The organism is Luteimonas marina (genome assembly GCF_007859325.1).
Lineage (GTDB): Bacteria > Pseudomonadota > Gammaproteobacteria > Xanthomonadales > Xanthomonadaceae > Luteimonas > Luteimonas marina.
The window spans coordinates 182773-209299 of the sequence record NZ_VOHK01000001.1 but is presented as its reverse complement, the minus strand read 5'-3'; the positions used below and the strand labels follow the sequence as shown (position 1 = coordinate 209299).

Genomic DNA, 26527 nt, shown 5'->3' with positions numbered 1-26527 from the left:
TTACCTGTAGGCCGAGTCCGCGGCGCGGCGTTCGGCGATCTCGGCCTCGAGCCGGTCGCCCAGCGCCAGCAGCTTGGGCTTGGTGACGATGTTCTCGCCGCGGTTCTCGAAGTGGTACTCGTGCAGGTGGGTCTCGACGATCGAGTCGACCGGGCACGATTCCTCGCAGAAGCCGCAGTAGATGCACTTGAACAGGTCGATGTCGTAGCGCGTGGTGCGGCGGGTGCCGTCTTCGCGCTGCTCCGAGTCGATGGTGATCGCCAGCGCCGGGCACACCGCCTCGCACAGCTTGCAGGCGATGCAGCGCTCCTCGCCGTTGGGATAGCGGCGCAGCGCGTGCAGGCCGCGGAAGCGCGGCGACTGCGGCGTCTTCTCCATCGGGTACATCAGCGTGTACTTCGGACGGAACAGGTACTTGAGCGTCAGCCACAGGCCGCCGAGCAGTTCGAGCAGCAGCAGGCTGCGCAACCATGTCACCAACTTGCCCATCAGACGCCCGCCTCGAACACGCCGAAATACGCCATCAACGCCACCACCACGATCCAGCCGATGCTCAGCGGGATGAACACCTTCCAGCCCAGGCGCATGATCTGGTCGTAGCGGTAGCGCGGGAACGAGGCGCGGAACCAGATGAAGCAGCTGGCGAAGAAGAACACCTTCGCGAACAGCCACCACCAGCCGTCGCCGAGGATCACGCGCACGATCGGGAGGTCGGGGACCAGCGCCGCCGGGACCGGCGACAGCCAGCCGCCGAGGAAGAAGATCGCTGTCAGGAAGCTGACCAGGATCATGTTCGCGTACTCGGCGAGGAAGAACAGCGCGAACGCCGAGCCGGAGTACTCGACCATGTGGCCGGCGACGATTTCCGATTCGCCTTCCACCACGTCGAAGGGCGCGCGGTTGGTCTCGGCCACGCCGGACACGAAATACACCACGAACAGCGGTAGCATCGGCAGCCAGAACCACTCGAACAGGCCGGCGTTGCCCGCCTGCGCCACCACGATCTCGGACAGGTTCAGGCTGCCCGCGCCGACCATCACGCCGACCAGGGCGAAGCCCATCGCGATCTCGTAGCTCACCACCTGCGCGGCCGAGCGCATCGCGCCGAGGAAGGCGTACTTCGAGTTCGAGGCCCAGCCGGCGAGGATGATCCCGTACACGCCCAGCGAGGTCATCGCCAGCAGGTACAGCAGGCCCGCGTTGGCGTTCGACAGCACCAGCTGTGCGTCGAACGGGACCACCGCCCAGGCCGCGAACGCCGGCGCCAGCGTCAGCAGCGGCGCGAGGATGTAGAGCGTGCGCTGCGCGTTGGTCGGCTGGATGACTTCCTTGAACAGCAGCTTGAACACGTCGGCGAAGGCCTGGAGGATGCCCCAGCCGACGTACATCGGCCCGTGGCGCACGTGCATCCAGCCGATCAGCTTGCGCTCCCAGACCACGTAGAACGCGACGGTGATGATGACCGGCATCGCGATCAACAGGACCTTCAGCACGATCCAGGCGATCACGCCGATCGCGCCCAGCGACATCAGCCAGTCGTGCAGCGGCGCGGCCAGCCCGGACAGCAGCGTTGCGGTGTTGGTCGTCGTGCTCATGCCGCCTCCACCCTGACGCGGCCGGCGCCGAGCGCGGCGGTCGCGCCATAGCCCGATTCGATCCAGGCGCAGCCGGGCGCCACGGCGTCGGTGACGTTGACCTGCAGCGTCGCCGTGCCGACCGCGTTGCCGACCTTCGCCATCGCGCCCGATGCCAGCTTCGCCGCCTTCGCGTCGTCCGGATGCAGGCTGATGCGCGCGCCGACGGTCAGCGGATGCGCCTGCAGCGCCTGTGCGCGGCGGGTGAGGCCGTCGACGCGGTAGATCGCCTGCGAGACCGCCAGCTCCAGCCCTTCCTCCTGCAGGAGCGGCTTCAGCCGCGACTGCTCACCCGCGGAGGTCGCGCCTGAAGGCGCTCCCACGGAGACGCTGGCGCGCAATCCGGCGAGATCGGTGAAAGCGAAGCCGGCGAGTCCGAGCTGGCCGCCGAGCGCACGCAGCGCCGTCCAGCCCTGGCGCGCCTGCCCCGGCAGCCTGCCCGCGGCCACGGCGCGCTGGTCGCGTCCGTCGAGGTTGGTCAGCGTCGCATCGTTCTCGAACCCGGTCGCGATCGGCAGGATCACGTCGGCGACGCGGCGCGTGGACTGGCAGGCGAAGTGGCTGAAGGCCACCACCTGCGCGCCGCCCAGCGCCTTGAGCGCGGCGGCCTGATCGGCGAAATCGAGGCCCGGCTCGATGCCGTAGATGACGTAGGCGCTGCGCGGATCGGCCAGCATCGCGCCGGCGTCGCGCGCGCCCGGCAGCACGCCGTGGCGCGCCAGCCCGAGCGCGTTGGCGCCCTGCGGGATGCGGTTGAGCCTGCCGTTGTTCGCACTGGCGAAGGCATCGGCCGCGGCACGGATCTCGGCAGCATGGATGCCGTTCTCGGCCACCGCGCCGACGATCACGACGAGGTTGTCGGCGCCCTTCACCGAGTCGGCGAGTTCAGCGGCCGACAGCGCGACGGCCAGCTTCGACGGCGCGACGATCGCCTTTGAGGCGATGTCGAACGCGAACTCGAAGTCGACCGGATTGACGACGTGTACCTTCGCGCCGCGGTTCCAGGCCTTGCGCACGCGCTGGTGCAGCAGCGGCACTTCGTGGCGCAGGTTGGAGCCGACGATGACGATGGCGTCGGCCTGCTCGATCTCCGCCACCGGCGTCGCGAACGGCTGCGCGAGCGCGCCGTCGGACAGGTCGCGCTGGGCGATGCGGTGGTCGAGGTTGGCGGTGCCCAGGCCCTCGGCCAGGCGCGCCAGCAGCGCGCCCTCCTCGTTCGAGGTCGCCGGATGCACCAGCACGCCGAGGCTGTCGGCTGCGTTGTCGCGCAGGATCTGCGCGGCCTTCGTCAGCGCCTCGTCCCACGAAGCCTCGCGCCAGTCGCCGTCGTCGCCGTTGCTGGCGACGCGGACCAGCGGCTTCAGCGCGCGGTCATCGGCGTACAGGCCCTGGTGCGAGTAGCGGTCGCGATCCGACAACCAGCACTCGTTGACCGCCTCGTTGTCGCGCGGCACCGCGCGCATCACGTCGCCGCGGCGCAGGTGCAGGAACAGGTTGCTGCCGAGGGCGTCGTGGAAGCCCAGCGATTCCTTCGCGATCAGCTCCCAGGGCCGCGCGCGGAAGCGGAACACCTTGTTGGTCAGCGCGCCCACCGGACACACGTCGATGACGTTGCCCGACAGTTCGGTGGTCAGCGGCTTGCCGTCGTAGGTGCCGATCTGCAGGTTCTCGCCGCGCTGCATGCCGCCCAGCTCGTAGGTGCCGGCGATCTCCGCGGTGAAGCGGATGCAGCGCGTGCACTGGATGCAGCGGGTCATCTCGGTCGCGACCAGCGGGCCCATGTCCTCGTCGGCGACCACGCGCTTGCGCTCGACGAAGCGGCTCACCGAACGGCCGTAGCCGAGCGAGAGGTCCTGCAGCTCGCACTCGCCGCCCTGGTCGCAGATCGGGCAGTCGAGCGGATGGTTGATCAGCAGGAACTCCATCACGTTGCGCTGCGCCTTGAGCGCCTTCTCGTTGCGCGTGAAGACCTTCAGCCCGTCCATCACCGGCGTGGCGCAGGCCGGCGACGGCTTCGGCGCCGAGCGGCCGCCGACCTCGGTGTCGACCAGGCACATGCGGCAGTTGGCCGCGATCGCCAGCTTGTCGTGGTAGCAGAAGCGCGGGATCGGGATGCCGGCCTTGTCGGCGGCATGGATGATCATCGAGCCCTTGGGCGCGGCCAGCTCGACGCCGTCGATGAAGACGGTGACGTGGTCGGGCGGCAGGTTGGGATTGACGGGCTGTGCGCTCACGCGGCCACCTTCTCTGCCGTGACCAGCGTGCCCGCCAGTTCGTCGTCGACGTGGAAGCGCCGGTTCACGATGGCGTACTCGAATTCATGCCAGAAGTGGCGCAGGAAGCCCTGCACCGGCCACGCCGCGGCTTCGCCGAAGGCGCAGATGGTGTGGCCCTCGATCTGGCCGGCGGCCGCGCGCAGCATGTGCAAGTCGTCGAGCGTGGCCTCCATGTTCGCGATGCGGGTCAGCATGCGGTACATCCAGCCGGTGCCTTCGCGGCAGGGCGTGCACTGGCCGCAGCTCTCCTTGAAGTAGAAGCGCGCGATGCGCTGGCAGGCGCGCACCATGCAGGTGGTGTGGTCCATGACGATGACCGCGCCCGAGCCCAAGCCGGAGCCGGCCTTCTGCAGGGCGTCGTAGTCCATCGTCAGGCCCATCATCGTCTCGCCCGGCAGCACCGGCATCGACGAACCGCCCGGGATCACGCCCTTGATGCGGTTGCCGTTGCGCATGCCGCCGCACAGCTCGAGCAATTCGGTGAACGGCGTGCCGAGGCGGATCTCGTGGTTGCCCGGGCGCGCGACATGGCCGGAGACCGAGAAGATCTTGCAGCCGCCGTTGTTGGGCTTGCCCAGGTTCATGAACCACTCGGCGCCGTTGCGCACGATCGCCGGCACCGAGGCGTAGGTCTCGGTGTTGTTGATCGTGGTCGGCTTGCCGTAGAGGCCGAAATTGGCCGGGAACGGCGGCTTGTAACGCGGCTGCCCCTTCTTGCCTTCCAGCGACTCCATCAGCGCGGTCTCTTCGCCGCAGATGTAGGCGCCCGCGCCCAGCGCGTTGTGGATGTCGATGTCGATGCCGGAGCCGAGGATGTCCTTGCCCAGCCAGCCGTTGGCATAGGCCTCGCGGGTGGCTTCCTCGAGGTGTTCGAACGGCTCGTGGTGGAACTCGCCGCGCAGGTAGTTGTAGGCCACGCTCGAACCGGTGGCGTAGCAGGCGATCGCCATGCCCTCGATCACCGCGTGCGGGTTGTAGCGCAGGATGTCGCGGTCCTTGGCCGTGCCCGGCTCGGATTCGTCGGAATTGCAGAGGATGTACTTCTGCATCTCGCCCTTTGGCATGAAGCTCCACTTCAGCCCGGTCGGGAAGCCCGCGCCGCCGCGGCCGCGCAGGCCCGACTGCTTGACCATCTCGACCACGTCGGCCGGCGGGATCTTCTCCTCGAGGATCTTGCGCAGCGCGCTGTAGCCGCCGGTCTTGAGGTAGTTCTCGTACGACCACGGCTTGTCGAAGTGCAGCGTGGTGTAGACGGCCTGGTGCTCCTTCGGCGCGGGGCCGACGGGTCCGTAACCTTCCGAATAGTGCGAATGACCCACCATCACTCCAGCCCGTCCAGCAGCTCGTCCACCTGTTCCGGCGTGAGCTTCTCGTGGTAATGCCCGTTGATCACGACCACCGGCGCGCCGCAGCACGCGGCCACGCACTCTTCCTCGCGCTTGAGGTAGACGCGGCCGTCGGCGGTCGATTCGCCCAGCCTGCAGCCGAGCTTCTTCTCCGCGTGCTCGACCAGTTGCTCGGCGCCGTTGAGCCAGCAGCTGATGTTGGTGCAGAAGGCGACGTTGTTGCGGCCGACCTTCTGCGTCTCGAACATCGAGTAGAAGGTCGCGACCTCGTAGGCCCAGACCGGCGGCAGGCCGAGGTACTTGGCCACGCCCGCGATCAGTTCGTCGGTCAGGAAGCCCTGGTTCTGCTCCTGCGCGGCGAACAGGCCCTGCAGCACGGCCGAGCGCTTGCGGTCTGGCGGGAACTTGGTCAGCCAGTGGTCGATGTGCGCGCGCGTCGAATCGCTCAGCACGACCATCGGGTCGACGTTGCGCGCGTTCTCGAAATTGCCAGTCGCCTTCATCGGTCGACCTCTCCGAACACGATGTCATAGGTGCCGATCATCGCCACCACGTCCGACAGCATGTGCCCCTTCACAATCTCGTCCATCGACGACAGGTGGGCGAAGCCCGGCGCGCGCAGGTGCGCGCGGAAGGGCTTGTTGGCGCCGTCGCTGACCAGGTAGCAGCCGAACTCGCCCTTGGGCGCCTCGACCGCGCTGTAGGTCTCGCCGGCGGGCACGCAATAGCCTTCCGAGAACAGCTTGAAGTGGTGGATCAGCGCTTCCATGTCGTCCTTCATCTCCTCGCGGGAGGGAGGCGCGACCTTGTAGTTGTCGATCATCACCGGGCCGGGGTTGGCCCTGAGCCAGTGCACGCACTGCTCGATGATGCGGGTGGACTCGCGCATCTCGGCCACGCGCACGAGGTAGCGGTCGTAGCAGTCGCCGTTGACGCCGACCGGGATGTCGAAATCGACCTCCGCGTACTTCGCGTAGGGCTGCTTCTTGCGCAGGTCCCAGGCCACGCCGGAACCGCGCAGCATCGGGCCGGTCATGCCCCAAGCCAGCGCCTGCTCGGGCGGGATCACGCCGATGCCGACGGTGCGCTGCTTCCAGATGCGGTTGTCGGTGAGCAGCGTCTCGTACTCGTCGACACGCGTCGGGAAGTCCTTGGCGAAGGCTTCCAGGTAGTCCAGCATCGAGCCTTCGCGCCACTCGTTGAAGCGCTTGAGCTTGCCGCCCTTGCGCCACGGCGACTCGCGGTATTGCGGCATGCGGTCGGGCAGGTCGCGGTAGACGCCGCCCGGGCGGTAGTAGGTCGCGTGCATGCGCGCGCCCGACACCGCCTCGTACACGTCCATCAACTCCTCGCGCTCGCGGAACGCGTACAGGAACACCGCCATCGCGCCGAGGTCGAGCGCGTTCGAACCGACCCACATCAGGTGGTTCAGGATGCGCGTGACTTCGTCGAACAGCGTGCGGATGTACTGCGCGCGCTCGGGCGCCTCGATCCCCATCAGGGTCTCGATCGCGCGCACGTAGGCGTGCTCGTTGCACATCATCGACACGTAGTCGAGCCGGTCCATGTAGCCGATCGACTGGTTGAACGGCTTGGACTCGGCCAGCTTCTCGGTGCCGCGATGGAGCAGGCCCACGTGCGGGTCGGCGCGGACGACGGTCTCGCCGTCCATCTCCAGGATCAGGCGCAGCACGCCGTGCGCGGCCGGATGCTGCGGGCCGAAGTTCAGCGTGTAGTTGCGGATCTCCTGCCGGGATTCGGCGGGATTGCTGGCGAAGCCTTCGCTCGCCTGCTGCACGGGCAGGTGCGGGACGGCGCTCACTTCGCATCCCCCGTGCGGCGGGCCGCCTGTTCGCCGACCGCGGTCTCGTAGCGCGCGTCGTCGCGGATCACGCGCGGCACGCCGACGCGCGGCTCGACCGAGGTCACCGGTTCGTACACCACGCGCTTCTTCTCCGCGTCATAGCGTACCTCGACGTTGCCGATCAGCGGGAAATCCTTGCGGAACGGGTGACCGACGAAGCCGTAGTCGGTCAGGATCCGGCGCAGGTCCGGATGGCCCTGGAAGACGATGCCGAACAGGTCGAAGGCCTCGCGCTCGAACCAGTTGGCGACCGGCCACAGGCCGGTCAGCGAGGACACCACGGGCAGGTCGTCGCTGGGCGCGAAGCAGGTCACGCGCAGGCGACGGTTGTGGCGCACCGACAGCAGCTGCGCCACGGCAGCGAAGCGGCGCTGCGGCACCGGGATCGCGCCCTCGCCGTCGGGCTGCGGCAGCTGCTGCGAGGGCGCCTCGCCGAAGCGGAAGCGACCGGGGCCGCGCCCTTCGACGCCGCGGCTGAAGCCTTCCGACGAAGTGTCGGTATCCCACTCGTCGCTGCCGTAGCCGAGGTAATCGACGCCGCACAGGTCGACCAATGATTCGAAACCGAACTCGTCGCGCAGCACGGTGCAGGCGGCGAGCCAGTCGCCGGCGGTGACGATGCCGACCTCGCCGCGCGGCTGCGCGACCGTCACTTCGGCCTCGGGGAAACGCGCGCGCAGGCGCTCGACGAAGGCGGACAGCGGCTCGCTCATTCGCGCAGCCCCGTCTTGTCGTCGCCGAAGTTGGTGGCGCGGCGGATCTTCTTCTGCAGCTGCAGGATGCCGTAGACCAGCGCCTCGGCGGTCGGCGGGCAGCCAGGCACGTAGACATCGACCGGCACGATGCGGTCGCAGCCGCGCACCACCGCGTAGGAATAATGGTAATAGCCGCCGCCGTTGGCGCAGCTGCCCATCGAGATCACCCACTTCGGGCTCGGCATCTGGTCGTAGACCTTGCGCAGCGCCGGGGCCATCTTGTTGACCAGGGTGCCGGCCACGATCATCACGTCGGACTGGCGCGGCGACGGACGGAACACGACGCCGTAGCGGTCGAGGTCGAGGCGCGCGGCGCCGGCATGCATCATTTCCACCGCGCAGCAGGCCAGGCCGAAGGTCATCGGCCACATCGAGCCGGTGCGCGCCCAGTTGAGCAGCACGTCGGAGCTGGTGGTGACAAAACCGCGCTCGAGCAGCGGGTTGTTGTCGGCCGATGCGCCCAGCAGGGTCTCCGGACGCAGGATGTCGTCGACGCGGCCTTCCGGCAGCGGGTTGCTGGCCGAATCCGCCAGGCCGCGGATCGCCTGGATCACTCCCATTCCAGCGCTCCCTTCTTCCAGACGTAGACGAACCCGAGCAGCAGCATGCCGACGAAGATGCCCATCTCGACCAGGCCGAGCGGACCGAGCTCGCGGAACACGGTGGCCCAGGGCACGATGAAGATGATTTCCAGGTCGAAGATGATGAACTGGATGGCGATGAGGTAGTAGCGCACGTCGAACTGCATGCGCGCATCCTCGAACGCGGCGAAGCCGCATTCGTACGGCGACAGTTTTTCCGGCGACGGGCGCTTGGGGCCCAGCAGGTTGCCGATGATCAGCAATGCGATGCCGATACCGGTGGCAACAAGCAGGAACAGCAGGGTCGGCAGGTATTCGGCCAGCACTCGTTGTTCTCTCGGCTACTTGCCGCGTCGCCGCGGCCGTTGCTCGGCGCGCCTTGACGCGCGCGCAACTTCAAAATGGTGCCCAAGGGGGGACTCGAACCCCCACGACCTAAGCCGCTACCACCTCAAGGTAGTGCGTCTACCAATTCCGCCACCTGGGCAAATTCAAACTGCCGCGCAAGACCACTCGCGGCATTGCAGCAATTGTAAGCGTTCCTACTGCGTTTGAGCAGCCGGGTCGGCATCCTGTGGCGCCGCCGGGGATTCCGCCGGCGCGGCCGGGACCGTCGAAGTCGCCTCCGGCTGCGTATCGGGCGCGGCAGGCACGGTTGACGGCGTGGCCACCGGCGCGGCGGGCACAGCCACCGCCCCCGGGGCGGCGGGCGCCGCGGGAACCTGCGACATCACGCCCAGGTCGGTGCCCGCGGTCGGCGCGGTCGCCCGGTGCGTCGCGTACCACGCCATGAACAGCGTGATCGCGAAGAAGGTGATCGCCAGCCACTTGGTGGCCTTGCTGAGGAAGTTCGCGGAACCGCGCGCGCCGAACACGGTGGCCGACGCACCGCCGCCGAATCCGGAGCCGGCCGAAGCGCCGGCGCCGCGCTGCATGAGGATCAGCGCGATCATCGCGACCGCGACCAGGACGAACAGGATGTTGAGGGTCAGCAACAGCATTGCGGCGTACTCGGAAAAAAGTGTTCGAACCGGCGTCAGCGGGCCGCGGCGCGGGCGATGGCGAGGAAGTCCGCCGCCACCAGCGAGGCGCCGCCGATCAGGCCGCCGTCGATGTCCGCTTTCGCGAACAGCTCGGCGGCGTTGTCCGGCTTGACGCTGCCGCCGTACAGCAGCGGCAGGGAATCAGCGATTCTAGCATCCCGGGCCGCCACCTCGCCACGGATGAAGGCATGGACGGCCTGGGCCTGGTCCGGGGTCGCGGTCTGCCCGGTGCCGATCGCCCAGACCGGCTCGTAGGCCACGACCGCGGCGGCGAACCGCTCCACCCCGGCCAGATCCAGCACCGGCCGCAGCTGCGCCGCGATCACCTCTTCGGTGCGCCCGGCCTGCCGCTCCTCCAGCGTCTCGCCCAGGCACAGGATCGGCACCAGGCCGGCGTTGGCGGCGGCGAGGAACTTCCTGGCCACCAGATCGCTGTTCTCGGCGTGGTAGCGGCGGCGTTCGGAATGGCCGGCCAGCCCGTAACGGGCGCCGACATCGACCAGCATCGACGCCGATACCTCCCCGGTATAGGCCCCCTGCTCGTTGTGGCTGACGTCCTGCGCGCCGAAGGCCAGGGGATGGCCCTCGAAGTCCTCGATCAGGTCGCCCAGGTAGGGCAGCGGCGGCAGCACCACGAGCTCCACCCCCGGGACCGGCAGCCCCGCCGCCACCTCGCCGACCAGCCGGGTGGCGAAATCGCGGGTGCCGTGCAGCTTCCAGTTTCCGGCTACGATCCTGCGGCGCATCGCGCGACTCCGATCCTGAAGGGCGCACAGGATAGCCGAAGCGTCCGCGACCACCGAAGGAGCCCCCGATGCCCGATCCGCGCGGCCATGCCCTCGTCACCGGCGCCTCCAGCGGTATCGGCATCGCGATCGCGCGCGAGTACGCGCGCCGCGGCGTGCCGCTGGTGCTGACCGCGCGCCGCGCCGAACGGCTGCAGGCGCTGGCCGCGGAACTGCGCGCGCAGGTCAAGGTCCACGTCGTCCCGGCCGATCTCGCCGACCCCGCCGCGCCGCAGGCGCTGGCCGACGCGATCGCCGCCCGCGGCCTGCCGGTCCGCATCCTGGTCAACAACGCCGGCTACGGCGTGCCGGGCCGCTACCTGAAGAACGACTGGCGCACGCACGCCGCCTTCCTGCAGGTGATGGTGGGCGCGGTGTCGGAACTGACCTGGCGCCTGCTGCCGGCGATCCGCGACAGCGGCGACGGCCGCATCCTCAACGTGGCCTCGTTCGCCGCGCTGGTGCCCTCGGCCGACGGGCAGACGCTGTATGCGCCGGCGAAGGCCTTCATGGTCCGCTTCAGCGAATCGCTGGCGCTGGAGAACGCCGACGCCGGCTTGCACGCCACCGCGCTGTGCCCGGGATTCACGCATTCCGAATTCCACGACGTCACCGGCACGCGCGCGATGATGTCGAAGCTGCCGCAGTGGATGTGGCTCGACGCCGACGACGTCGCCCGCGCCGGCATCGACGCCGTGGAGCGCGGCGAGGTGGTCGTGGTCCCCGGCGCGGTGTACAAGCTGCTGCGCTTCGCGACCAAGCACCTGCCCGATCGCTTCATCCTGCGGCGCATGGCGAAGAACTCGTCGCGCATCCGCAGTACGGAATAGGTCGCGCCTGGAGGAAACTCCTGAAAACCCCCAACTTGTCATTTCGAGCGCGGCGAGAAATCCGTGCTCTTGATTCTCCGAGATTCCTCACTGCGTTCGGAATGACAATTCCGACTTGTTCAGAGCTTCCCTAACGCAGTTCCGGCGCCCGCCACTGCCAGGACGCCTCCGGCGACCCCGCCTTCCCGTCCGCGGCAACGATCGGCAGGTCATCGGCCTGCGCCTTGCGCAGGTGGCGCCGGATGGCGTCGCGCGCGGCCACGTCCCACTCGCTGCGCCAGGCGCAGTGCGTTCCGTCCGCGACCGCCGAGTGGTAGCCGAGGTTGCCGGCGACGCCGAGCGCCCGGTAGATCTCCGCCCCCGCCAGCGCGCTGACGTGACCGAAGCGCGCGCCCAGCCAGTCGACGTGCGGGTTGTCGAGGACGAGCAGGCCGCGCGGCGCGACCAGGCCGAGCACCTCGTGCTGGTCGATGGACAGCCGCTCCACCTCGTTGGCAAAGGCGCCGAAGGCGTCGCCCAGCCAGGGCTGTTCGCCGAAGGCGCTGTGCGGCGGCTGCGCGCCCTCGGCGACGACGCCGCGCCACGCCGGAACGCCGCCGGAGCCGGATTCGATCGGGATCGTCAGCGCCACGCGCTCGTCGAATGCGCCGGCCGCCAGCGCGCCCTTGCCGTAGCGCGAGCAGCCGGTGACCGCGATCGCATCGACGCGCAGCCTGCCCTGCCCGGCCTGCGCGACGACGTCGATGATGCGGCTCACGCCCCAGGCCCAGGCCATCAGGGTGCCCGTGCCCTGCACCTGTTCTCCGTACAGGTCGAAGAACGCGCCCTGCCTTGCGCGCGAGGTGCCGGTCTCGGCGCCGACCGCGGTCGGAACGAAGTCGATGCGGGCGACGCCTTCGCCGGCGAGCAGGCCGTCGTCGACGCCCGCACGTCCGCCCACGACGATGATCGCCGGATGCGGGCCGGGGCCTTCGGGCAGGCGGAGGTCGGCGCTGAACGACACTTCCCTGCCCGCGTGGGACACGGTGACGTCGATGCGATCGTCGGCGATCGTCCCGGTTACGCGATCCGGCTTCGGGCCCTTCCAGCCGTAGACCTGTGCCTCGGCCGTGCGCAGCAGCGCCTGCCGGTGGCAACGCCAGTCCGCCCGGGTTGCGATGCGGGAGCCGTCGGCGCGTGCGAACGGGTCGGGAAGCCCGGCGTCCGGCGAACCGGCAATCTCCTCGACTTCACAGTCCATGCCCCGGTTTTCGGCGAGACCGGCGCCGGCCTCGCGTTCGTCCCGCACGCCCTCCGCATCGTCCGGGACGCCATGGGCGCAGGCCACCGTCAGCAGGCACGACAGTGCGATCGACGCGAAGCGCGGGACCGCACCACGCGGCCCGACCCCACGGCACGCTGCGCCCTGGCTGTCATCCCGAACGAAGTGAGGGATCTGCCTGTCCTCGCCGGCATCGCCGGGGGAAAGCAGATCCCCCACTTCGTTCGGGATGACAAGCATGGGTCTCATCGGCGCTTCCGGGAAGATTCCACGGCCCTGCCCCGCCGCCGATCGCGGCCGGCGGCTACTTCAGCTTGATCTCGCGCAGCCGCTCCTCGAGATAGCCCTGCGCCGTGATCGGCTCGGGATAGCGACTCGGGTTGTCCGGCGTCACCGTCGAGGGCAGCACGTCGATCAGGAAATCGGGGTTCGGATGCAGGAAGAAGGGCACCGAATAGCGCGGCTTGCGCGCCTGCTCGCCCGGCGGGTTGGTCACGCGATGGGTGGTCGAGGGGTACACGTGGTTGGTCAGGCGCTGCAGCATGTCGCCGATGTTGACGACGATGGTGTCGGCGTCGGAGGTGAACGGCACCCACTCGCCCTGCTTCGAACGCACTTCCAGCCCGGCCGCGCTGGCGCCGACCAGCAGGGTGATCAGGTTGATGTCCTCGTGCGCGCCGGCGCGCACGTTGGGGATGTCGTCGGCGGTGATCGGCGGGTAGTGGATCGGACGCAGGATCGAGTTGCCGTAGTGGGTCTTGTCGGCGAACCAGTCCTCGGGCAGGCCGATGTGCAGCGCCAGCGCCGACAACACCTTCGAGCCGAGCCGGTCGAGCGTCCGGTAGAGGCCGTAGCCGTGTTCGCGGAAGCCGGGCACCTCGTCCGGCCACAGGTTCGGCGGCATCACGTCGCGGTACTTCGAATCGTCCGGGATCTCGCGGCCGATGTGCCAGAACTCCTTGAGGTCGAAGTGTTTGGCGCCCTTCGCGGTCTCGACGCCGAACGGCGTGTAGCCGCGCGCGCCGCCGCCGCCGGGGACGTGGTACCGCTTCTTGGTGTCTTCCGGCAGCGCGAAGAAGGCCTTGAACACGCCGTAGGCGGCGTCGATGTCCGCCTGCGGGATGCCGTGGCCGTTGATGCCGGCAAAGCCCCATTCGCGGTAGGACGCGCCCAGTTCGGCGACGAAGGCGTCGCGGTCCGTGTCGAAGCGGCGGATGTCGAGGGTGGGGATTCGAGAACTCATCGATCGGCTCCGGAAGTCATGCGATTCGGGACATTCGACCACGCGCGCCGTGCGCGGGCACTGATCCCGATCAAGTCACTGCCCGGCCGCGGCACGCACCGCGTCCGACAGTTGCGACAGGGTGGAGGCGACCAGCGCCTCGTCGTCGGCCTCGACCGTGACCCGCACCACCGGTTCGGTGCCCGACGGCCGCAGGAACGCGCGCCCCCTGCCCTGCACCGCCGCCTGCGCCTGCGCCAGCGCGGCCTGGACGCTCTCGGCCTCGGCCGGCTTCGCGCCGTTGCCGTAGCGCACGTTGACCGTCTTCTGCGGCAGCTTGCGCACGCCGGCCAGCGCGTGCTGCAGCGTCATATCGCGTCGGCGCAGCACCTCGAGCACCTGCAGCGCGCTCATGATGCCGTCGCCGGTGGTGGCGCGGTCCAGGCACAGCAGGTGGCCCGAGGCCTCGCCGCCGAGGATGCCGCCATGCTCCAGCAGCGCCTGATGCACGTAGCGGTCGCCGACCCTGGTGCGCAGGAAGCCGATGCCGGCCTTCTCCAGCGCCTGCTCGACGCCGTAGTTGGTCATCACCGTGCCGACCACCGGGCCGCGCAGGCGGCCGTTGGCCTGCCAGTCGGTGGCCAGCAGGTACAGCAGGTCGTCGCCGTCGCGCACGTTGCCGTCGCTGTCGACGAACAGCAGGCGATCGCCGTCGCCGTCGAAGGCGATGCCGAGTTCGGCGCCTGTCTCGCGTACGCGCGCAGCGAGGCCTTCGGGATACATCGAACCGACGCCGTCGTTGATGTTGACGCCGTTCGGGGTGACGCCGATCGCATCGACCTGCGCGCCGAGTTCGGCCAGCACCATCGGCCCGATCTGGTAGGTGGCGCCGTTGGCGCAGTCGACCACGATGCGCATGCCGCCAAGGTCGAAGCTGCGCGAAACCGAACCCTTGCAGGCCTCGACGTAGCGGCCGACCGCGTCGCGCGTGCGCACCGCCTTGCCCAGCAGTTCCGACGACACCGTGCTGAAAGGCTGTTCGAGCGAAGCCTCGATCGCGAGCTCGGTGGCATCGTCGAGCTTCTCCCCGTCGGCGGAGAAGAACTTGATGCCATTGTCGTAGTGCGGGTTGTGCGAGGCGGAGATGACGATGCCGCCGTCGGCGCGCATCGAGCGCGTCAGATGCGCGACCGCGGGCGTGGGCATCGGGCCCATCAGCTGCACGTCGACGCCTGCGGCAACGAGGCCCGCTTCCAGCGCCGCCTCGAACATGTAGTTCGAGATGCGGGTGTCCTTGCCGATGATCACCTCGGGCTTGCGCCATTCGCCGCCCTGCGCGGCGGCGGCGGCGCGCAAGGCATGGCCGTAGGCGTTGCCCAGGCGCAGCACGAAGTCGGCCGAGATCGGGCCTTCGCCGACGCGGCCGCGGATGCCGTCGGTGCCGAAGTAGCGGCGGCTCACGCGGCGACATCCTGCGGCATGGGCTGCCGCGTCATCATCGCGACCAGCCGGGCGATGCGGTCGCGCAGCTCGCGGCGGTCGCAGATCTGGTCGATCGCGCCGTGCTCGAGCAGGAACTCCGAGCGCTGGAAGCCTTCGGGCAGCGTCTCGCGCACGGTCTGCTCGATCACGCGCGGGCCGGCGAAGCCGATCAGCGCATCGGGCTCGGCGATGTTGACGTCGCCCAGCATCGCGAACGAGGCTGACACGCCGCCGGTGGTCGGGTGCGTCATCACCGAGATGTACGGCAGGCCCGCCTCACGCAGGCGGCCGAGCGCGGCCGAGGTCTTGGCCATCTGCATCAGCGAGAACAGGCTCTCCTGCATGCGCGCGCCGCCGCTGGCGGAGAAGCAGACGAAGCCCGAGCCGATCTCCAGCGCGCGCTCGGCGCCGCGGGCGAAGCGCTCGCCGACCACCGAGCCCATCGAACCGCCCATGTAGGCGAAGTCGAACGCGGCGGCAACCATCGGCATCTGCTGCAGCGTGCCCTGCATCACCACCAGCGCGTCGCGCTCGCCGGTCGCCTTCTGCGCGGCCTTGATGCGGTCGGCGTACTTCTTCTGGTCCTTGAACCTGAGGACGTCGGTCGGACCGAGTTCGCCGGCGATCTCGATCAGTTCGCCCGGATCGAAAAAGGCCTTGAGCCGCGCGCGGGCGCGGATCGGGCGGTGGAAGCTGCACTTGGGGCAGACCTCGAGGTTCTCCTCGAGTTCTGGGCCGTAGAGCACCGCGCCGCAGCGGTCACACTTTTCCCACAGCCCCTCGGGCACGCTGCGCTTCTTGGTCGCACCGCTGTCGGTGCGGATGCGCGGCGGCATCAGTTTCTTCAGCCAGGACATGCTGGGCGTCGCATCCGGTCGCGGCCGCGGCCGCGGGAGGCGCGCAGTTTAGCGCACGGCCCGGAGAGGCCGCGGCCGGCGATATCGCCGGCGCATGGAAACAGGCTCGTCATCCCCGCGAAGGCGGGGACCCAGTGTCTTTCGCCGCAGGGTCGATTGGCGACGGAACCTTCCGGCACCCCACCGTTCAGGACAAAAGACGCTGGATCCCCGCCTTCGCGGGGATGACGGTCCTTGCAGGTTGGGAAGCTATCGCCCTTCCCGAGCGCCGGTGTTCAGTCCAGCGCCGCCCGCAGCGGCGCCAGGAAGCCCGCGGCACGGGCGACCGCCTCGTCCGCATCGCCGGCCTCGGCCAGGGTCGAGACCAGCGCGCTGCCGACCACCACGCCGTCCGCGTCCACCGCCATCGCCGCGGCGCTGGCCGCGTCGCGGATGCCGAAGCCGGCCACGACCGGCACCGGGCTGTCGGCGCGGATCCGGCGCAGGTGGTCCGCCGCCGCCTGCGTATCCAGGCGCTCGGAGGCGCCGGTGACCCCGGCGAAGCTGACGTAGTAGAGATAGCCCTGCGCGTTCGCCAGCAGCAGGCGCAGGCGCGCGTCGGTGGTGGTCGGCGAGGCCAGCAGGATCAGATCGACGCCGTGCGCGGCGAAGGCCTGCCGGAACTCCGGCGACTCCTCCGGCGGCAGGTCGACCAGCAGCACGCCGTCGACACCGGCCTGCGCGGCCTCGCGCGCGAAGCATTCGGCGCCGCGGATCTCGATCGGGTTCAGATAACCCATCAGCACCACCGGCGTGCCCGCGTCGCGCTCGCGGAAGGCGCGCACGGCGTCGAGCACCCAGGACAGGCCGGCGCCGCGCGCCAGCGCGCGCTCGGAGCTGCGCTGGATCGTGGGTCCGTCGGCCATCGGGTCGGAGAACGGCACGCCGAGTTCGATCACGTCGGCCCCGGCCTCGACCAGCGCATGCATCACCGGCACGGTCGCTTCGAGCGAGGGATCGCCGGCGGTGACGAAGGGGATCAGCGCCTTGCGGCTGGCGGCGCGGAGGTCGGCGAATTTGTGGTCGAAGCGGTTCATCGTTCTGCTCGCGGAAGGCTTTTCAAGCCCTCCCCTTCAAGGGGAGGGTTGGGTGGGGATGGTGTTGGATGGAGATGGTTCGAAGGCAATGGCAAGTGCGCCGCGAACACCATCCCCCCCGGCCCTGCCCTTGAAGGGGAGGGAGAAACGCGCGTTCACAGCACGATGCCCTCGCGCGCGGCGATGGTGTGCACGTCCTTGTCGCCGCGACCGGAGAGGTTGCACAGCACCAGCGCGTCCTTCGGCAGTTCGCGCGCGAGCTTGATCGCCTGGGCGACCGCGTGGCTGGATTCGAGCGCCGGCAGGATGCCCTCGCTGCGCGTGAGCCGGTGGAACGCGGCCATCGCTTCGGCGTCGGTGATGCCGACGTATTCGGCGCGGCCGCTGTCCTTGAGGAAGGCGTGCTCCGGGCCGACGCCCGGATAGTCGAGCCCGGCCGAGACCGAATGCGTCTCGGTGATCTGGCCGTCGTCGTCGCAGATCACATAGGTGCGGTTGCCGTGCAGCACGCCGACGCGCCCCGCCGACAGCGACGCCGCATGGCGTCCGGTGTCGATGCCGTCGCCCGCGGCCTCGGCGCCGACGATGCGCACGCCAGCGTCGTTGAGGAAGGCATGGAACAGGCCGATCGCGTTGCTGCCGCCGCCGACGCAGGCGGTGATCGCGTCCGGCAGGCGGCCGTAATCGGCCAGCATCTGCGCCCGCGCCTCGCGCCCGACCACGGCGTTGAAGTCGCGCACCATGCGCGGATACGGGTCAGGGCCGGCGACGGTGCCGATGATGTAGAAGGTGTCGCGCACGTTCGTCACCCAGTCGCGCATCGCCTCGTTGAGCGCGTCCTTGAGCGTGGCCGAACCGCTGGTCACCGGCACCACCTCGGCGCCGAGCAGCTTCATGCGGTAGACGTTGATCTTCTGCCGCTCGATGTCGGTGGCGCCCATGTACACCACGCATTCCAGCCCGAGCCGCGTGGCGACCGTGGCGCTGGCGACGCCGTGCTGGCCGGCGCCGGTCTCGGCGATGATCCGCTTCTTGCCCATGCGCGCGGCCAGCAGCGCCTGGCCGATGGTGTTGTTCACCTTGTGCGCGCCGGTGTGGTTGAGGTCCTCGCGCTTGAGCAGGATCTGCGCGCCGCCCACCTCGCGGCTCAGCCGCTGCGCGTGGTAGATCGGGCTGGGCCGGCCGACGTAGTGCTTGAGGTCCTTGTCGAAGGCGGCGATGAAGTCCGGATCGACGCGCGCGGCGTCGTAGGCCGCGGCCAGTTCCTCCAGCGGCCCGATCAGGGTCTCGGCGACGAAGCGCCCGCCGTGGCGGCCGAAGTGGCCGGCGGCGTCCGGGTAGGCGTGGAAGTCCTGCGGGAGGGAGATGGCGGTCATGGACGGGCGACGAGTGGCGGTGCGGGAGCAGGTTTCACCCTAGCGCACATGTCCGCGCGGAAAAATCGATAGTATCTGGCACATTCGTCAGGAAAAATCACAGATGGCCGACCGCTCCCTGCCCCCGCTCAACGCCCTGCGCGCCTTCGAGGCCGCGGCGCGGCTGGGCAGCGTCAGCCGGGCCGCGGCCGAACTGCACGTCACCCACGGCGCGGTGAGCCGCCAGGTCCGGCTGCTGGAGGACGACCTCGGCGTCGCGCTGTTCGTCCGCGAAGGGCGCGGCCTGCGCCTGACCGAGGCCGGCGGGCGCCTGCGCGATGCCGCCGGCGCCGCCTTCGGGCAGATCCAGGCCACGGTGCGTACCCTGCGCCGCGGCAGCGAACCCGGCACCCGCGTCATCGGCTGCCCGGGCAGCCTGCTGGCGCGCTGGATGATCCCGCGCCTGGACCGCCTGCAGCGCGACCTGCCGGAACTCAAGCTGCACCTGTCGCCGCACGAGGGCGAGTTCGATCCCGGCCTGCCCGGCCTCGACGCGGCCCTGCTGGTCGGCGCGCCGCCGTGGCCGGCGTCATGGCGCGTGCACACGCTGGCGCCGGAGCGGATCGGCCCGGTGGTCGATCCGCGTCATCCGGCCTTCGAACGGCTGTCGCGGCAGCCGATGGAGGCGCTGCTGCACGAGGAACTGCTGCACACCGCCTCGCGGCCGCAGGCCTGGCCGCAGTGGGCTCGGCACCACGGCCTCGACCCCGGCCAGCTGCGACTGGGCACCGGCTTCGAGCACCTGTACTACCTGCTGGAAGCCGCGGTCGCCGGCCTGGGCGTCGCCATCGCGCCGCAGCCGCTGGTCGCCGCCGACCTTGCCGCGGGCCGGCTGGCCGCGCCCTGGGGCTTCATCGACACCGGGGCGCGTTGGTGCCTGTGCACGCGCGCGGAGCCGGATCCGCAGATCGAGCGGCTGGCCGTGTGGCTCGGTGGGCAATTCGCAGAGATCGCTTAGGCCCTACAACCAACTGTCATTCCGAGCGTAGCGAGGAATCTACTTGCAACCAGGTCGAACAATGGCAAAAGCAGATTCCTCGCTACGCTCGGAATGACAACTTGCGTTTGATTCAGCGAGGTCCCTCCGGCTGCGTTCGGAATGACCTCTTCGGCCTGAACCCGCCCGGCCTCAGCCGCAGTCGGCGCGCCGCACTTCCTCGACGAAGCGGCGCATGCGTGCGCCGTCCTTGACGCCTGCCGGCTCGCCGGCGGCCTCCACCCCGCTCGACACGTCCACGCCCCAGGGGCGGGTGGCGAGGATGGCGTCGTGGACGTTGTCCGGCGTCAGTCCGCCGGCCACGAGGAAGGGCTTGAGCATGCCGCCGGGCACGCGCGACCAGTCGAAGGCACGGCCGGTGCCGCCTCCTTCGCCGGGCGCGTGCGCGTCCAGCAGGAAGCCGGCCGCCGCCGGGTAGCGGGCATGCAGTGCCAGCGGATCGAGGGGGCCATCGCTCCCCATCGCCACCGCCTTCAGGTACGGCAGCCCGAACGCGCGGCAGAACGCGTCGTCCTCGTCGCCGTGGAACTGCAGCAGCGACGGCCGCACCAGGCCGACCACCTGCTGCACTTCCTCCTTGCCGTTGTCCATGAACAGCGCCACCGCATCGACCATCGGCGCCAGCGCCTCGCGCATCGCCGCCGCCTGCCTGGGTTCGACCCGCCGGCGGCTCTGCTCGGCGAACACGAAGCCCACGGCGTCGACGCCGAGCTCGCCGGCCAGGCGCACGTCGCCGGGGCGGGTCATGCCGCAGAACTTGATGCGGGTGCGGAACAGGGGTGAGGTCATGGGGCGGCCGGGAATCGGGAATCGGGAATCGGGAATCGGGAGAGCGTAAAGGGTTGTCATCCCGAGCGCAGCGAGGGATCTCCCTTTCGTCGCCACGGACAGAAGATCCCTCGCGGCGCCCGGGATGACAAGCGCTTGGCTTGGGCAGCCCCTGCGCCTTGCGGCATGCCTGTCAGCCCTGCTCCGCCGTCACGCCGCCGGGCAGGCCCCAGTGCGCCGCGTACAGCGGACCGATGAAGACCAGCCCATCCGCCGGCGCGGTGGGGCCGGCGCGCGTGCGATCGCGGCCTTCCAGCAGTTCCGCGATCCACGCCTCGGGCTGCGCGCCGGCGCCCACCTCCAGCAGCGAGCCGACGATGTTGCGCACCATGTGGTGCAGGAACGCGTTCGCCTGTACGTCGACGGTGACGAGATCGCCCTCGCGCGCCACCGCGATGCGCTGCAGCTCGCGGCGCCCGTGCGTGGCCTCGCATTCGGCGGACCGGAACGCGCCGAAATCGTGCTCGCCGACCAGCGCCTGCGCGGCACGGTGCATCGCGCCGGCATCGAGCGGACGCCAGTGCCACGACAGCCACTGCCGACCGAGCGCCGGCCGCACCTGGCGGTTGAGGATGCGGTAGCGGTAGCGGCGCGCCTGCGCCGAGAAACGCGCGTTGAAGTCATCGGCGACCGGCCGGCACCAGACCACGCTGACCGCCGGCGGCAGGCGCGTGGTCGCGCCGAGCGTCCATGCGCGCGGGTCGCGCACCGCGTCGCTGTCGAAGTGCACGACCTGGCATTGCGCATGCACGCCGGCGTCGGTGCGGCCCGCGCAGACGGTAGCCACCGGCGCGTCGGCCACCGAGGACAGCGCCGTTTCCAGCACACCCTGGATCGTGTGCCCGTCGGGCAGGCCCGGCTGCGTCAGCCGCTGCCAGCCGCGGAAACCACCGCCGTCGTATTCGACGCCCAGCGCGTAGCGCGGCACACCTAGACCAGTTCGCGCAGCAGGCGCTGGGCTTCTCCGCGGGCGCCGGCGTCGCCGAAGTCGGCGACTTCCTGCAGAAGGGTGCGCGCGGTGTCGGTGTCGCCGAGGTCGAGGTAGGCGCGCGCCAGTTCGATGCGCTCCTGCCCCGCCGGCGCCGGGTTCAGCGGCGCGACGGACGCGGCCTGCGCGGCGCCGTCGCCGCCCGCGTGCCAGGTGGGCGAGGCACCGGTCGCGGCCGCGGGCGCCGCCTGCCACGAGGAAGCGACCGCCGCGGGCTCGGCGACGGCTTCCGATGCCTCGGGCTCGGGCGTCGCTCCGACCGCAGCGTCCGCAGCGACCTTCGACGACGCAGGCGGCGCACTGCCCGACGACGCGAAGCCGTAGCCCGGCTTGCGATCGCGCGGCGCCTCCTTGCGGCGCGAGGCCAGCCACCAGGCCAGCAGCGCGGCGGCCAGCAGGCCGAGGCCGATCCACAGCCAAGGCAGGTTCGCGCCGCTCTCCGGGGCCGGCGCGGGCTGGGCGGCGTCGGCCTGCGCCAGCGTCGGTGCCGGCCGGTTGTTGCTCTCCGCCAGGCGCTGCTGCGCCGCGGCCAGCTCGCTGTCCTTCATCTGGATCAGTTGCTGCTGTTGCTGCTGCAGCTGTTCCAGTTCGGCCAGGCGCGTCTTGAGCTCCTGCACCTCGGCGTCGCGCGCGGCGAGGGTTTCCCGGGTCTGGACCAGTTCCTGTTGCTGCAGCATGTCGCCCTCGCCCCCGGCGGCGGTGCCGGTTCGTGTTCCCGCATCCTGGCCGCCGCCCGACGACGGCGGCACGATTTCCAGCCGCGCCCCGGCCACGCGGGCCGGGCCCTGCGCGGTGGCGGCCGGCGTGGCCGACGCCGTGGCTGTGGACGCCCCGGCCTCGGCGACGGCGTCCGGCTGCGGCACCGGCCGGCGCATCTCGCGCCAGCGGCCGACGTGCTCGCGCACGACCGCATTGGCTTCGGCGACGCTGGCCTCGGACCATTCCCCCTGCACGGGCACGCGCAGCACCGCGCCCTGGCGGATCAGGTTGAGGTTGCCGCCGATGAAGGCTTCCGGATTGGCGCGCAGCAGCGCCAGCATCACCTGGTTCAGGCTGTGGCCGCTGCCGACCGACAGCGAGGACGCGATCTCGCCCAGCGTCTGCCCCCGCTGCACCGGTCCGTATTCGCCGGGCGCGGCGGCGGCGGGCGCCGCGGGCGCGGGAGTGGGCGCGGGAGTGGGCGGCGCCGGCGCAGGAGGCGGCGTCTCGGCCACGGCCTGCGCCGCCTCGGCTTCGGCGGCGGGCGCGTCATCGGAGGCCAGCGCTTCGTCCGCCGGCGCGGTCTCGGGCGTCGCCGTTTCGGGTGGACGCACGATGGTGTTCGAGGGCGCTGCGACCGGCGCCTGGATCGGCGGCTGCGCGGGCGCGGCCACGGTCTGCGGCGTGTCGACCAGCGCCGAATACTCGCGCACCAGCCGTCCCTGCCCCCAATCGACCTCGACCAGGAAGGTCAGCATCGGCTGCTGCACCGGCGCGTCGCTGGTGATCCGGATCACCGGGCGTCCGCGCGCATCCAGCGCCACCGTGAAGCGCAGGTCCGACACCAAGCCGGTCGGCGGCTGCAGCCCGATGCGCGCGAAGGTCTCCGGCGAGGCCAGCCGCGCCTGCAGGTTCTCCAGCTCGGACGGATCGCTGGAGATGATCGGGATCTCGGCCAGCAGCGGCTGCCCGGCCTGCGACTTCACCTCGATCTGGCCCAGGCCCAGCGCGAACGCCGGCCACGCGAGCACGGCCAGCAGCAGGCCGCAAAGCATCGCCCACGGCCCGCTGCGCGGTGTCTTGTTCAGGAGAGGTGCCCTCGACATGGCCGCGACTCTAGCCGCCCATGCGGTCGCGGCGCAACGATCGCCTCCGCGATCAACCGCCGTTCGCCACCAGTTCCGCCACCTGCACCGCGTTCAGCGCGGCGCCCTTGCGGATGTTGTCGGAGACGATCCAGAGGTTGAGTCCGCGCGGATGCGAGAGGTCTTCGCGGATGCGGCCGACGAACACCGGGTCGCGGCCCGAGGCGTGCGTGACCGGCGTCGGGTAGCCGCCCGCCCTGTGCTCGTCGACCACCTCGATGCCCGGCGAGGCGGCGAGCAGTTCGCGCGCGGCCTCGGGCGTGACCTTCTCGCGGGTCTCGATCGCCACTGCTTCGGAATGACCGTAGAACACCGGCACGCGCACCGCGGTCGGGTTCACCTGGATGCCGTCGTCGCCGAGGATCTTGCGCGTCTCCCACACCAGCTTCATCTCCTCCTTGGTGAAGCCGTTGTCGAGGAAGTCGTCGATGTGCGGGATCAGGTTGAACGCGATCTGCACCGGGAAGCGCTGCGGGTCGGCGTCCTGGAAGGCGAGCAGCGCGCCGGTCTGGCGGCCGAGTTCCTCCAGCGCCGAGCGGCCGGCGCCCGACACCGACTGGTAGGTCGCCACGTTGATGCGCTCGATGCCGTACTTGCGGTGCAGCGGCGCCAGCGCGACCAGCATCTGCATGGTCGAGCAGTTGGGATTGGCGATGATGCCGCGCGGGCGGTGCTTCGCCGCGTCGGGGTTCACTTCGGACACCACCAGCGGCACGTCGTCGTCGTAGCGGAACGCGGACGAGTTGTCGATCACCACCGCGCCGGCGGCGGCGAACTTCGGCGCGTACTCCTTCGACACGCCGCCGCCGGCGGAGAACAGCGCGATGTCGATGCCGGTCGGGTCGAAGCTGGCGAGGTCCTGCACCACGTAGTCGTCGCCGCGATAGTCGATGGTGCCGCCGGCGGAGCGCTCGCTGGCGAGCGGCACCAGCTTGCCGACCGGGAAGTTCCGCTCGGCGAGGATGGAGAGCATGGTTTCGCCGACGGCGCCGGTGGCGCCGACGACGGCTACGTTGAAGCGACGGTTCTGGGAAGCGTTCATGGAAAAAGTCCGGGTAAATCGAGGGAGGAGGGGCTTTCAGAGCATCCAGCAAATGATGATTGTCATTCCGAGCGTAGCGAGGAATCTGCTTTGCAGTGACACCCCAACCGGAAGCAGATTCCTCGCTACGCTCGGAATGACATTTCGTCAGGGGTACCCAAGCAAACGGAAACGGTGCGCACCTTCGCTGTATTCGGGGGAACCCGCGCGGACGACCGGCGATGGCTCCCCTACCGTTTCGCGGTCGCTTTCCCGGTAATCGGGGTCGGCGGATTGCCGGCCTGCGGGCCGCGGCCGAGCGCGGCGATCATGTTGTCGACCGCGAGCGTGGCCATCGCCCGGCGCGTGGCCAGGCTGGCGCTGCCCGCGTGCGGGGTCAGCACCACGTTGCGCAGCGCGAGCAGCTTCGGGTTCACCGCCGGCTCGCCCTCGAACACGTCCAGCGCCGCGGACGACAGCCAACCGCCGGCAAGCGCATCGGCCAGCGCATCCTCGTCGACGAGGCCGCCGCGGGCGATGTTGGTCAGCGTCGCGGTCGGTTTCATCTTCGCGAGGGCGGCGGAATCGATGACGTGGTGGGTGGCGGGCGAGTACGGCAGCACCAGCACGAGGTGGTCCGACTCGGCCAGCAGTGTATCGAAGTCGACATAGGCCGCACGACAGTTGCTTTCGATACCGTCGGGCAGGCGGCTGCGGTTGTGGTACAGCACGCGCATACCGAAGCCGTGCGCGCCGCGCCGGGCGATGCCCTGCCCGATCCGGCCCATGCCGAGGATGCCGAGCGTGCTGCCGTGCACGTCGCCACCGAGCAGGGTGTCGAACGACCACTGCGTCCAGCGCCCTTCGCGCAGCCAGCGCTCGCCCTCGGTGATGCGGCGCGCGGCCGCCATCAGCAGGGCGAAGGCCATGTCGGCGGTGGTTTCGGTGAGCACGTCGGGTGTGTTGGTGGCGACGATGCCGCGCGCTTTGAGCGCGGCGACATCGAGGTTGTTGTAGCCGACGCCGACGTTCGCGATCGCGCGCAGCGTCGCCGCACCCGCGATTGCTTCGGCGCCGATGCGCTCGTTGAGCGTCACCAGCGCGCCGTCCGCCCCGCGCAGCTTCTCCGCCACCTGTGCCGGCGACCAGGCGGTCACCTCGCGCGTGGCGTCGACCTCGAAATACTCACCCAGCCGTTCGACGATATCGTCGAACAGCGGCTGCGACACCCAGACCCGGGGCCGATTTTCAGCCATCGGCGGAGGGCGGGATGCGCGGCGCGACCACGCCGACGTCGCCGCACTGCGCGCGATGGCGCAGCGCCTGGTCCATCAGCACCAGCGCCAGCATCGCCTCGCAGATCGGCGTGGCGCGGATGCCGACGCAGGGATCGTGACGGCCGGTGGTGACGATGTCGACCACCTTGCCGTCCACGTCCACGCCCTCGACCGGCAGGCGCAGGCTGGAAGTCGGCTTGAACGCCACCGACACCGCGACCTGCTGCCCGGTGCTGATGCCGCCGAGCACGCCGCCGGCGTGGTTGGACAGGAAGCCGCCGGGCGTCATCACGTCGCGATGCTCGGTGCCCTTCTGCGCGACCGCGGCGAAGCCGTCGCCGATCTCCACGCCCTTGACCGCGTTGATCGACATCATCGCCGCGGCCAGTTCGCCGTCGAGCTTGCCGTAGACCGGCTCGCCCCAGCCCGGCGGCACGCCGTCGGCCACCGCGACGACCTTGGCGCCGACCGAGTCGCCGGACTTGCGCAGCGCGTCCATGTAGCGCTCCAGCTCCGGCACCTGCGAGGCATCGGGCCAGAAGAACGGGTTGTCCTCGACCACGGTCCAGTCGTGCGAGCGCGGCACCACGTCGCCGATCTGCGCCATGTATCCGCGCACGGTCAAGCCGAAGCGCTCGGCCAGCCACTTCTTCGCGACCACCGCCGCGGCCACGCGCATCGTCGTCTCGCGCGCGGACGAGCGCCCGCCGCCGCGCGGATCGCGCAGGCCGTACTTCTGCCAGTAGGCGTAGTCGGCGTGGCCCGGGCGGAACTGGCGGGCGATGGCGTTGTAGTCCTTGCTCTTCTGGTCGGTGTTGCGCACCAGCAGCGCGATCGGCGTGCCGGTGGTGAGGCCCTCGTAGACGCCGCTGAGGATCTCGACCTCGTCGGCCTCGCGCCGCGCCGAGGTGTGGCGGCTCTTGCCGGTCGCGCGACGCGCGAGATCGTGCGCAAACTCTTCCGGCGCGATCGCGATGCCGGGCGGGCAGCCGTCGATCACGCAACCGATCGCCGGCCCGTGCGATTCGCCGAAGGTGGTGACGCGGAAGAGATGGCCGAAGGTGTTCAAGTCGCGGATGCCTCGGGTTGTTTCAGGTGTTGTCTCGGCATATCAGCTGTCATCCCGACCCCGGACCTGATCCGGG

25 protein-coding genes and 1 tRNA gene are annotated in these 26527 nt (G+C 70.1%); 2 read left to right on the top strand and 24 right to left on the bottom strand.

What is annotated here, in order from left to right; genetic code table 11:
* From nuoI to tpiA, 12 genes are all read right to left on the bottom strand, one after another.
* Positions 1-489: an NADH-quinone oxidoreductase subunit NuoI gene (gene nuoI, locus FQY83_RS00980; protein ID WP_146384279.1), complete on the bottom strand. Its 489-nt coding sequence runs from the start codon at positions 487-489 to the stop codon at positions 1-3.
* On the bottom strand, positions 489-1595 hold the full coding sequence (gene nuoH, locus FQY83_RS00975; protein WP_146384277.1) for an NADH-quinone oxidoreductase subunit NuoH: 1107 nt from the start codon (positions 1593-1595) through the stop codon (positions 489-491). The genes nuoI and nuoH overlap by 1 nt, the downstream gene beginning before the upstream one ends.
* Positions 1592-3868, bottom strand: a complete 2277-nt coding sequence (gene nuoG, locus FQY83_RS00970) for an NADH-quinone oxidoreductase subunit NuoG (protein ID WP_146384275.1) — start codon at positions 3866-3868, stop codon at positions 1592-1594. Before nuoG ends, nuoH begins: the two co-directional genes overlap by 4 nt.
* The gene (gene nuoF, locus FQY83_RS00965) at positions 3865-5229 is read right to left on the bottom strand and encodes an NADH-quinone oxidoreductase subunit NuoF (RefSeq protein ID WP_238333357.1); all 1365 of its coding nucleotides are present in this window, start codon (positions 5227-5229) and stop codon (positions 3865-3867) included. Before nuoF ends, nuoG begins: the two co-directional genes overlap by 4 nt.
* 2 nt (positions 5230-5231) lie before the next feature.
* On the bottom strand, positions 5232-5759 hold the full coding sequence (gene nuoE / locus FQY83_RS00960) for an NADH-quinone oxidoreductase subunit NuoE (RefSeq protein WP_146384271.1): 528 nt from the start codon (positions 5757-5759) through the stop codon (positions 5232-5234).
* Complete coding sequence (locus FQY83_RS00955; protein WP_146385279.1) at positions 5756-7060, bottom strand: NADH-quinone oxidoreductase subunit D; 1305 nt, start codon at positions 7058-7060, stop codon at positions 5756-5758. Before FQY83_RS00955 ends, nuoE begins: the two co-directional genes overlap by 4 nt.
* 14 nt (positions 7061-7074) lie before the next feature.
* Entirely contained in the window at positions 7075-7833 is a 759-nt protein-coding gene (locus FQY83_RS00950) for an NADH-quinone oxidoreductase subunit C (RefSeq protein WP_146384269.1), read from the bottom strand.
* Positions 7830-8435 (bottom strand): NuoB/complex I 20 kDa subunit family protein, encoded by a 606-nt coding sequence (locus FQY83_RS00945; protein ID WP_146384267.1) that lies wholly within the window; start codon positions 8433-8435, stop codon positions 7830-7832. Before FQY83_RS00945 ends, FQY83_RS00950 begins: the two co-directional genes overlap by 4 nt.
* A complete protein-coding gene (locus FQY83_RS00940) occupies positions 8426-8782 on the bottom strand; it encodes an NADH-quinone oxidoreductase subunit A (RefSeq protein WP_146384265.1) in 357 nt (118 codons plus the stop codon). Before FQY83_RS00940 ends, FQY83_RS00945 begins: the two co-directional genes overlap by 10 nt.
* Positions 8783-8858: 76 nt before the next feature.
* Positions 8859-8943, bottom strand: a tRNA-Leu gene (locus FQY83_RS00935).
* A 55-nt stretch (positions 8944-8998) separates the two neighbouring features.
* Positions 8999-9457 (bottom strand): preprotein translocase subunit SecG, encoded by a 459-nt coding sequence (secG, locus tag FQY83_RS00930; protein WP_146384263.1) that lies wholly within the window; start codon positions 9455-9457, stop codon positions 8999-9001.
* A 35-nt stretch (positions 9458-9492) separates the two neighbouring features.
* Complete coding sequence (gene tpiA, locus FQY83_RS00925) at positions 9493-10245, bottom strand: triose-phosphate isomerase (protein ID WP_146384261.1); 753 nt, start codon at positions 10243-10245, stop codon at positions 9493-9495.
* Between the two features lie 68 nt (positions 10246-10313).
* On the opposite strand from tpiA, the gene FQY83_RS00920 reads away from it, so the two are divergent.
* Complete coding sequence (locus FQY83_RS00920) at positions 10314-11114, top strand: SDR family NAD(P)-dependent oxidoreductase (RefSeq protein ID WP_146384259.1); 801 nt, start codon at positions 10314-10316, stop codon at positions 11112-11114.
* A gap of 130 nt (positions 11115-11244) precedes the next feature.
* Here FQY83_RS00920 and FQY83_RS00915 read toward each other — a convergent pair whose 3' ends face one another.
* The 6 genes from FQY83_RS00915 to trpB all read right to left on the bottom strand — a co-directional run bounded on the left by FQY83_RS00915 (position 11245) and on the right by trpB (position 18388).
* Positions 11245-12354, bottom strand: a complete 1110-nt coding sequence (locus FQY83_RS00915; protein WP_146384257.1) for a glucuronyl esterase domain-containing protein — start codon at positions 12352-12354, stop codon at positions 11245-11247.
* A 325-nt stretch (positions 12355-12679) separates the two neighbouring features.
* Positions 12680-13618: an isopenicillin N synthase family dioxygenase gene (locus FQY83_RS00910; RefSeq protein WP_146384255.1), complete on the bottom strand. Its 939-nt coding sequence runs from the start codon at positions 13616-13618 to the stop codon at positions 12680-12682.
* 75 nt (positions 13619-13693) lie between these two features.
* Entirely contained in the window at positions 13694-15058 is a 1365-nt protein-coding gene (gene glmM / locus FQY83_RS00905) for a phosphoglucosamine mutase (protein ID WP_146384253.1), read from the bottom strand.
* Entirely contained in the window at positions 15055-15936 is an 882-nt protein-coding gene (gene accD, locus FQY83_RS00900; RefSeq protein WP_146384251.1) for an acetyl-CoA carboxylase, carboxyltransferase subunit beta, read from the bottom strand. The genes glmM and accD overlap by 4 nt, the downstream gene beginning before the upstream one ends.
* A gap of 275 nt (positions 15937-16211) precedes the next feature.
* Positions 16212-17012: a tryptophan synthase subunit alpha gene (gene trpA / locus FQY83_RS00895; RefSeq protein WP_146384249.1), complete on the bottom strand. Its 801-nt coding sequence runs from the start codon at positions 17010-17012 to the stop codon at positions 16212-16214.
* A 155-nt stretch (positions 17013-17167) separates the two neighbouring features.
* The gene (gene trpB / locus FQY83_RS00890; RefSeq protein WP_146384247.1) at positions 17168-18388 is read right to left on the bottom strand and encodes a tryptophan synthase subunit beta; all 1221 of its coding nucleotides are present in this window, start codon (positions 18386-18388) and stop codon (positions 17168-17170) included.
* A gap of 103 nt (positions 18389-18491) precedes the next feature.
* Between trpB and FQY83_RS00885 the strand changes: the two genes are divergently transcribed.
* Complete coding sequence (locus tag FQY83_RS00885) at positions 18492-19385, top strand: LysR family transcriptional regulator (RefSeq protein ID WP_146384245.1); 894 nt, start codon at positions 18492-18494, stop codon at positions 19383-19385.
* A gap of 171 nt (positions 19386-19556) precedes the next feature.
* Here the strand turns inward: FQY83_RS00885 and FQY83_RS00880 are convergent, their stop codons facing one another.
* The 6 genes from FQY83_RS00880 to aroC all read right to left on the bottom strand — a co-directional run bounded on the left by FQY83_RS00880 (position 19557) and on the right by aroC (position 26451).
* On the bottom strand, positions 19557-20213 hold the full coding sequence (locus FQY83_RS00880; RefSeq protein ID WP_146384243.1) for a phosphoribosylanthranilate isomerase: 657 nt from the start codon (positions 20211-20213) through the stop codon (positions 19557-19559).
* Positions 20214-20385: 172 nt separating this feature from the next.
* On the bottom strand, positions 20386-21180 hold the full coding sequence (gene truA, locus FQY83_RS00875) for a tRNA pseudouridine(38-40) synthase TruA (RefSeq protein WP_146384241.1): 795 nt from the start codon (positions 21178-21180) through the stop codon (positions 20386-20388).
* 2 nt (positions 21181-21182) lie between these two features.
* The gene (locus FQY83_RS00870; protein ID WP_238333356.1) at positions 21183-23045 is read right to left on the bottom strand and encodes a motility hub landmark protein FimV; all 1863 of its coding nucleotides are present in this window, start codon (positions 23043-23045) and stop codon (positions 21183-21185) included.
* A 52-nt stretch (positions 23046-23097) separates the two neighbouring features.
* Positions 23098-24126, bottom strand: a complete 1029-nt coding sequence (locus FQY83_RS00865; protein WP_146384239.1) for an aspartate-semialdehyde dehydrogenase — start codon at positions 24124-24126, stop codon at positions 23098-23100.
* 230 nt (positions 24127-24356) lie between these two features.
* The gene (locus FQY83_RS00860) at positions 24357-25361 is read right to left on the bottom strand and encodes a 2-hydroxyacid dehydrogenase (protein ID WP_146384237.1); all 1005 of its coding nucleotides are present in this window, start codon (positions 25359-25361) and stop codon (positions 24357-24359) included.
* Positions 25354-26451, bottom strand: a complete 1098-nt coding sequence (aroC, locus tag FQY83_RS00855) for a chorismate synthase (RefSeq protein WP_146384235.1) — start codon at positions 26449-26451, stop codon at positions 25354-25356. Before aroC ends, FQY83_RS00860 begins: the two co-directional genes overlap by 8 nt.
* Positions 26452-26527: the final 76 nt, after the last annotated feature.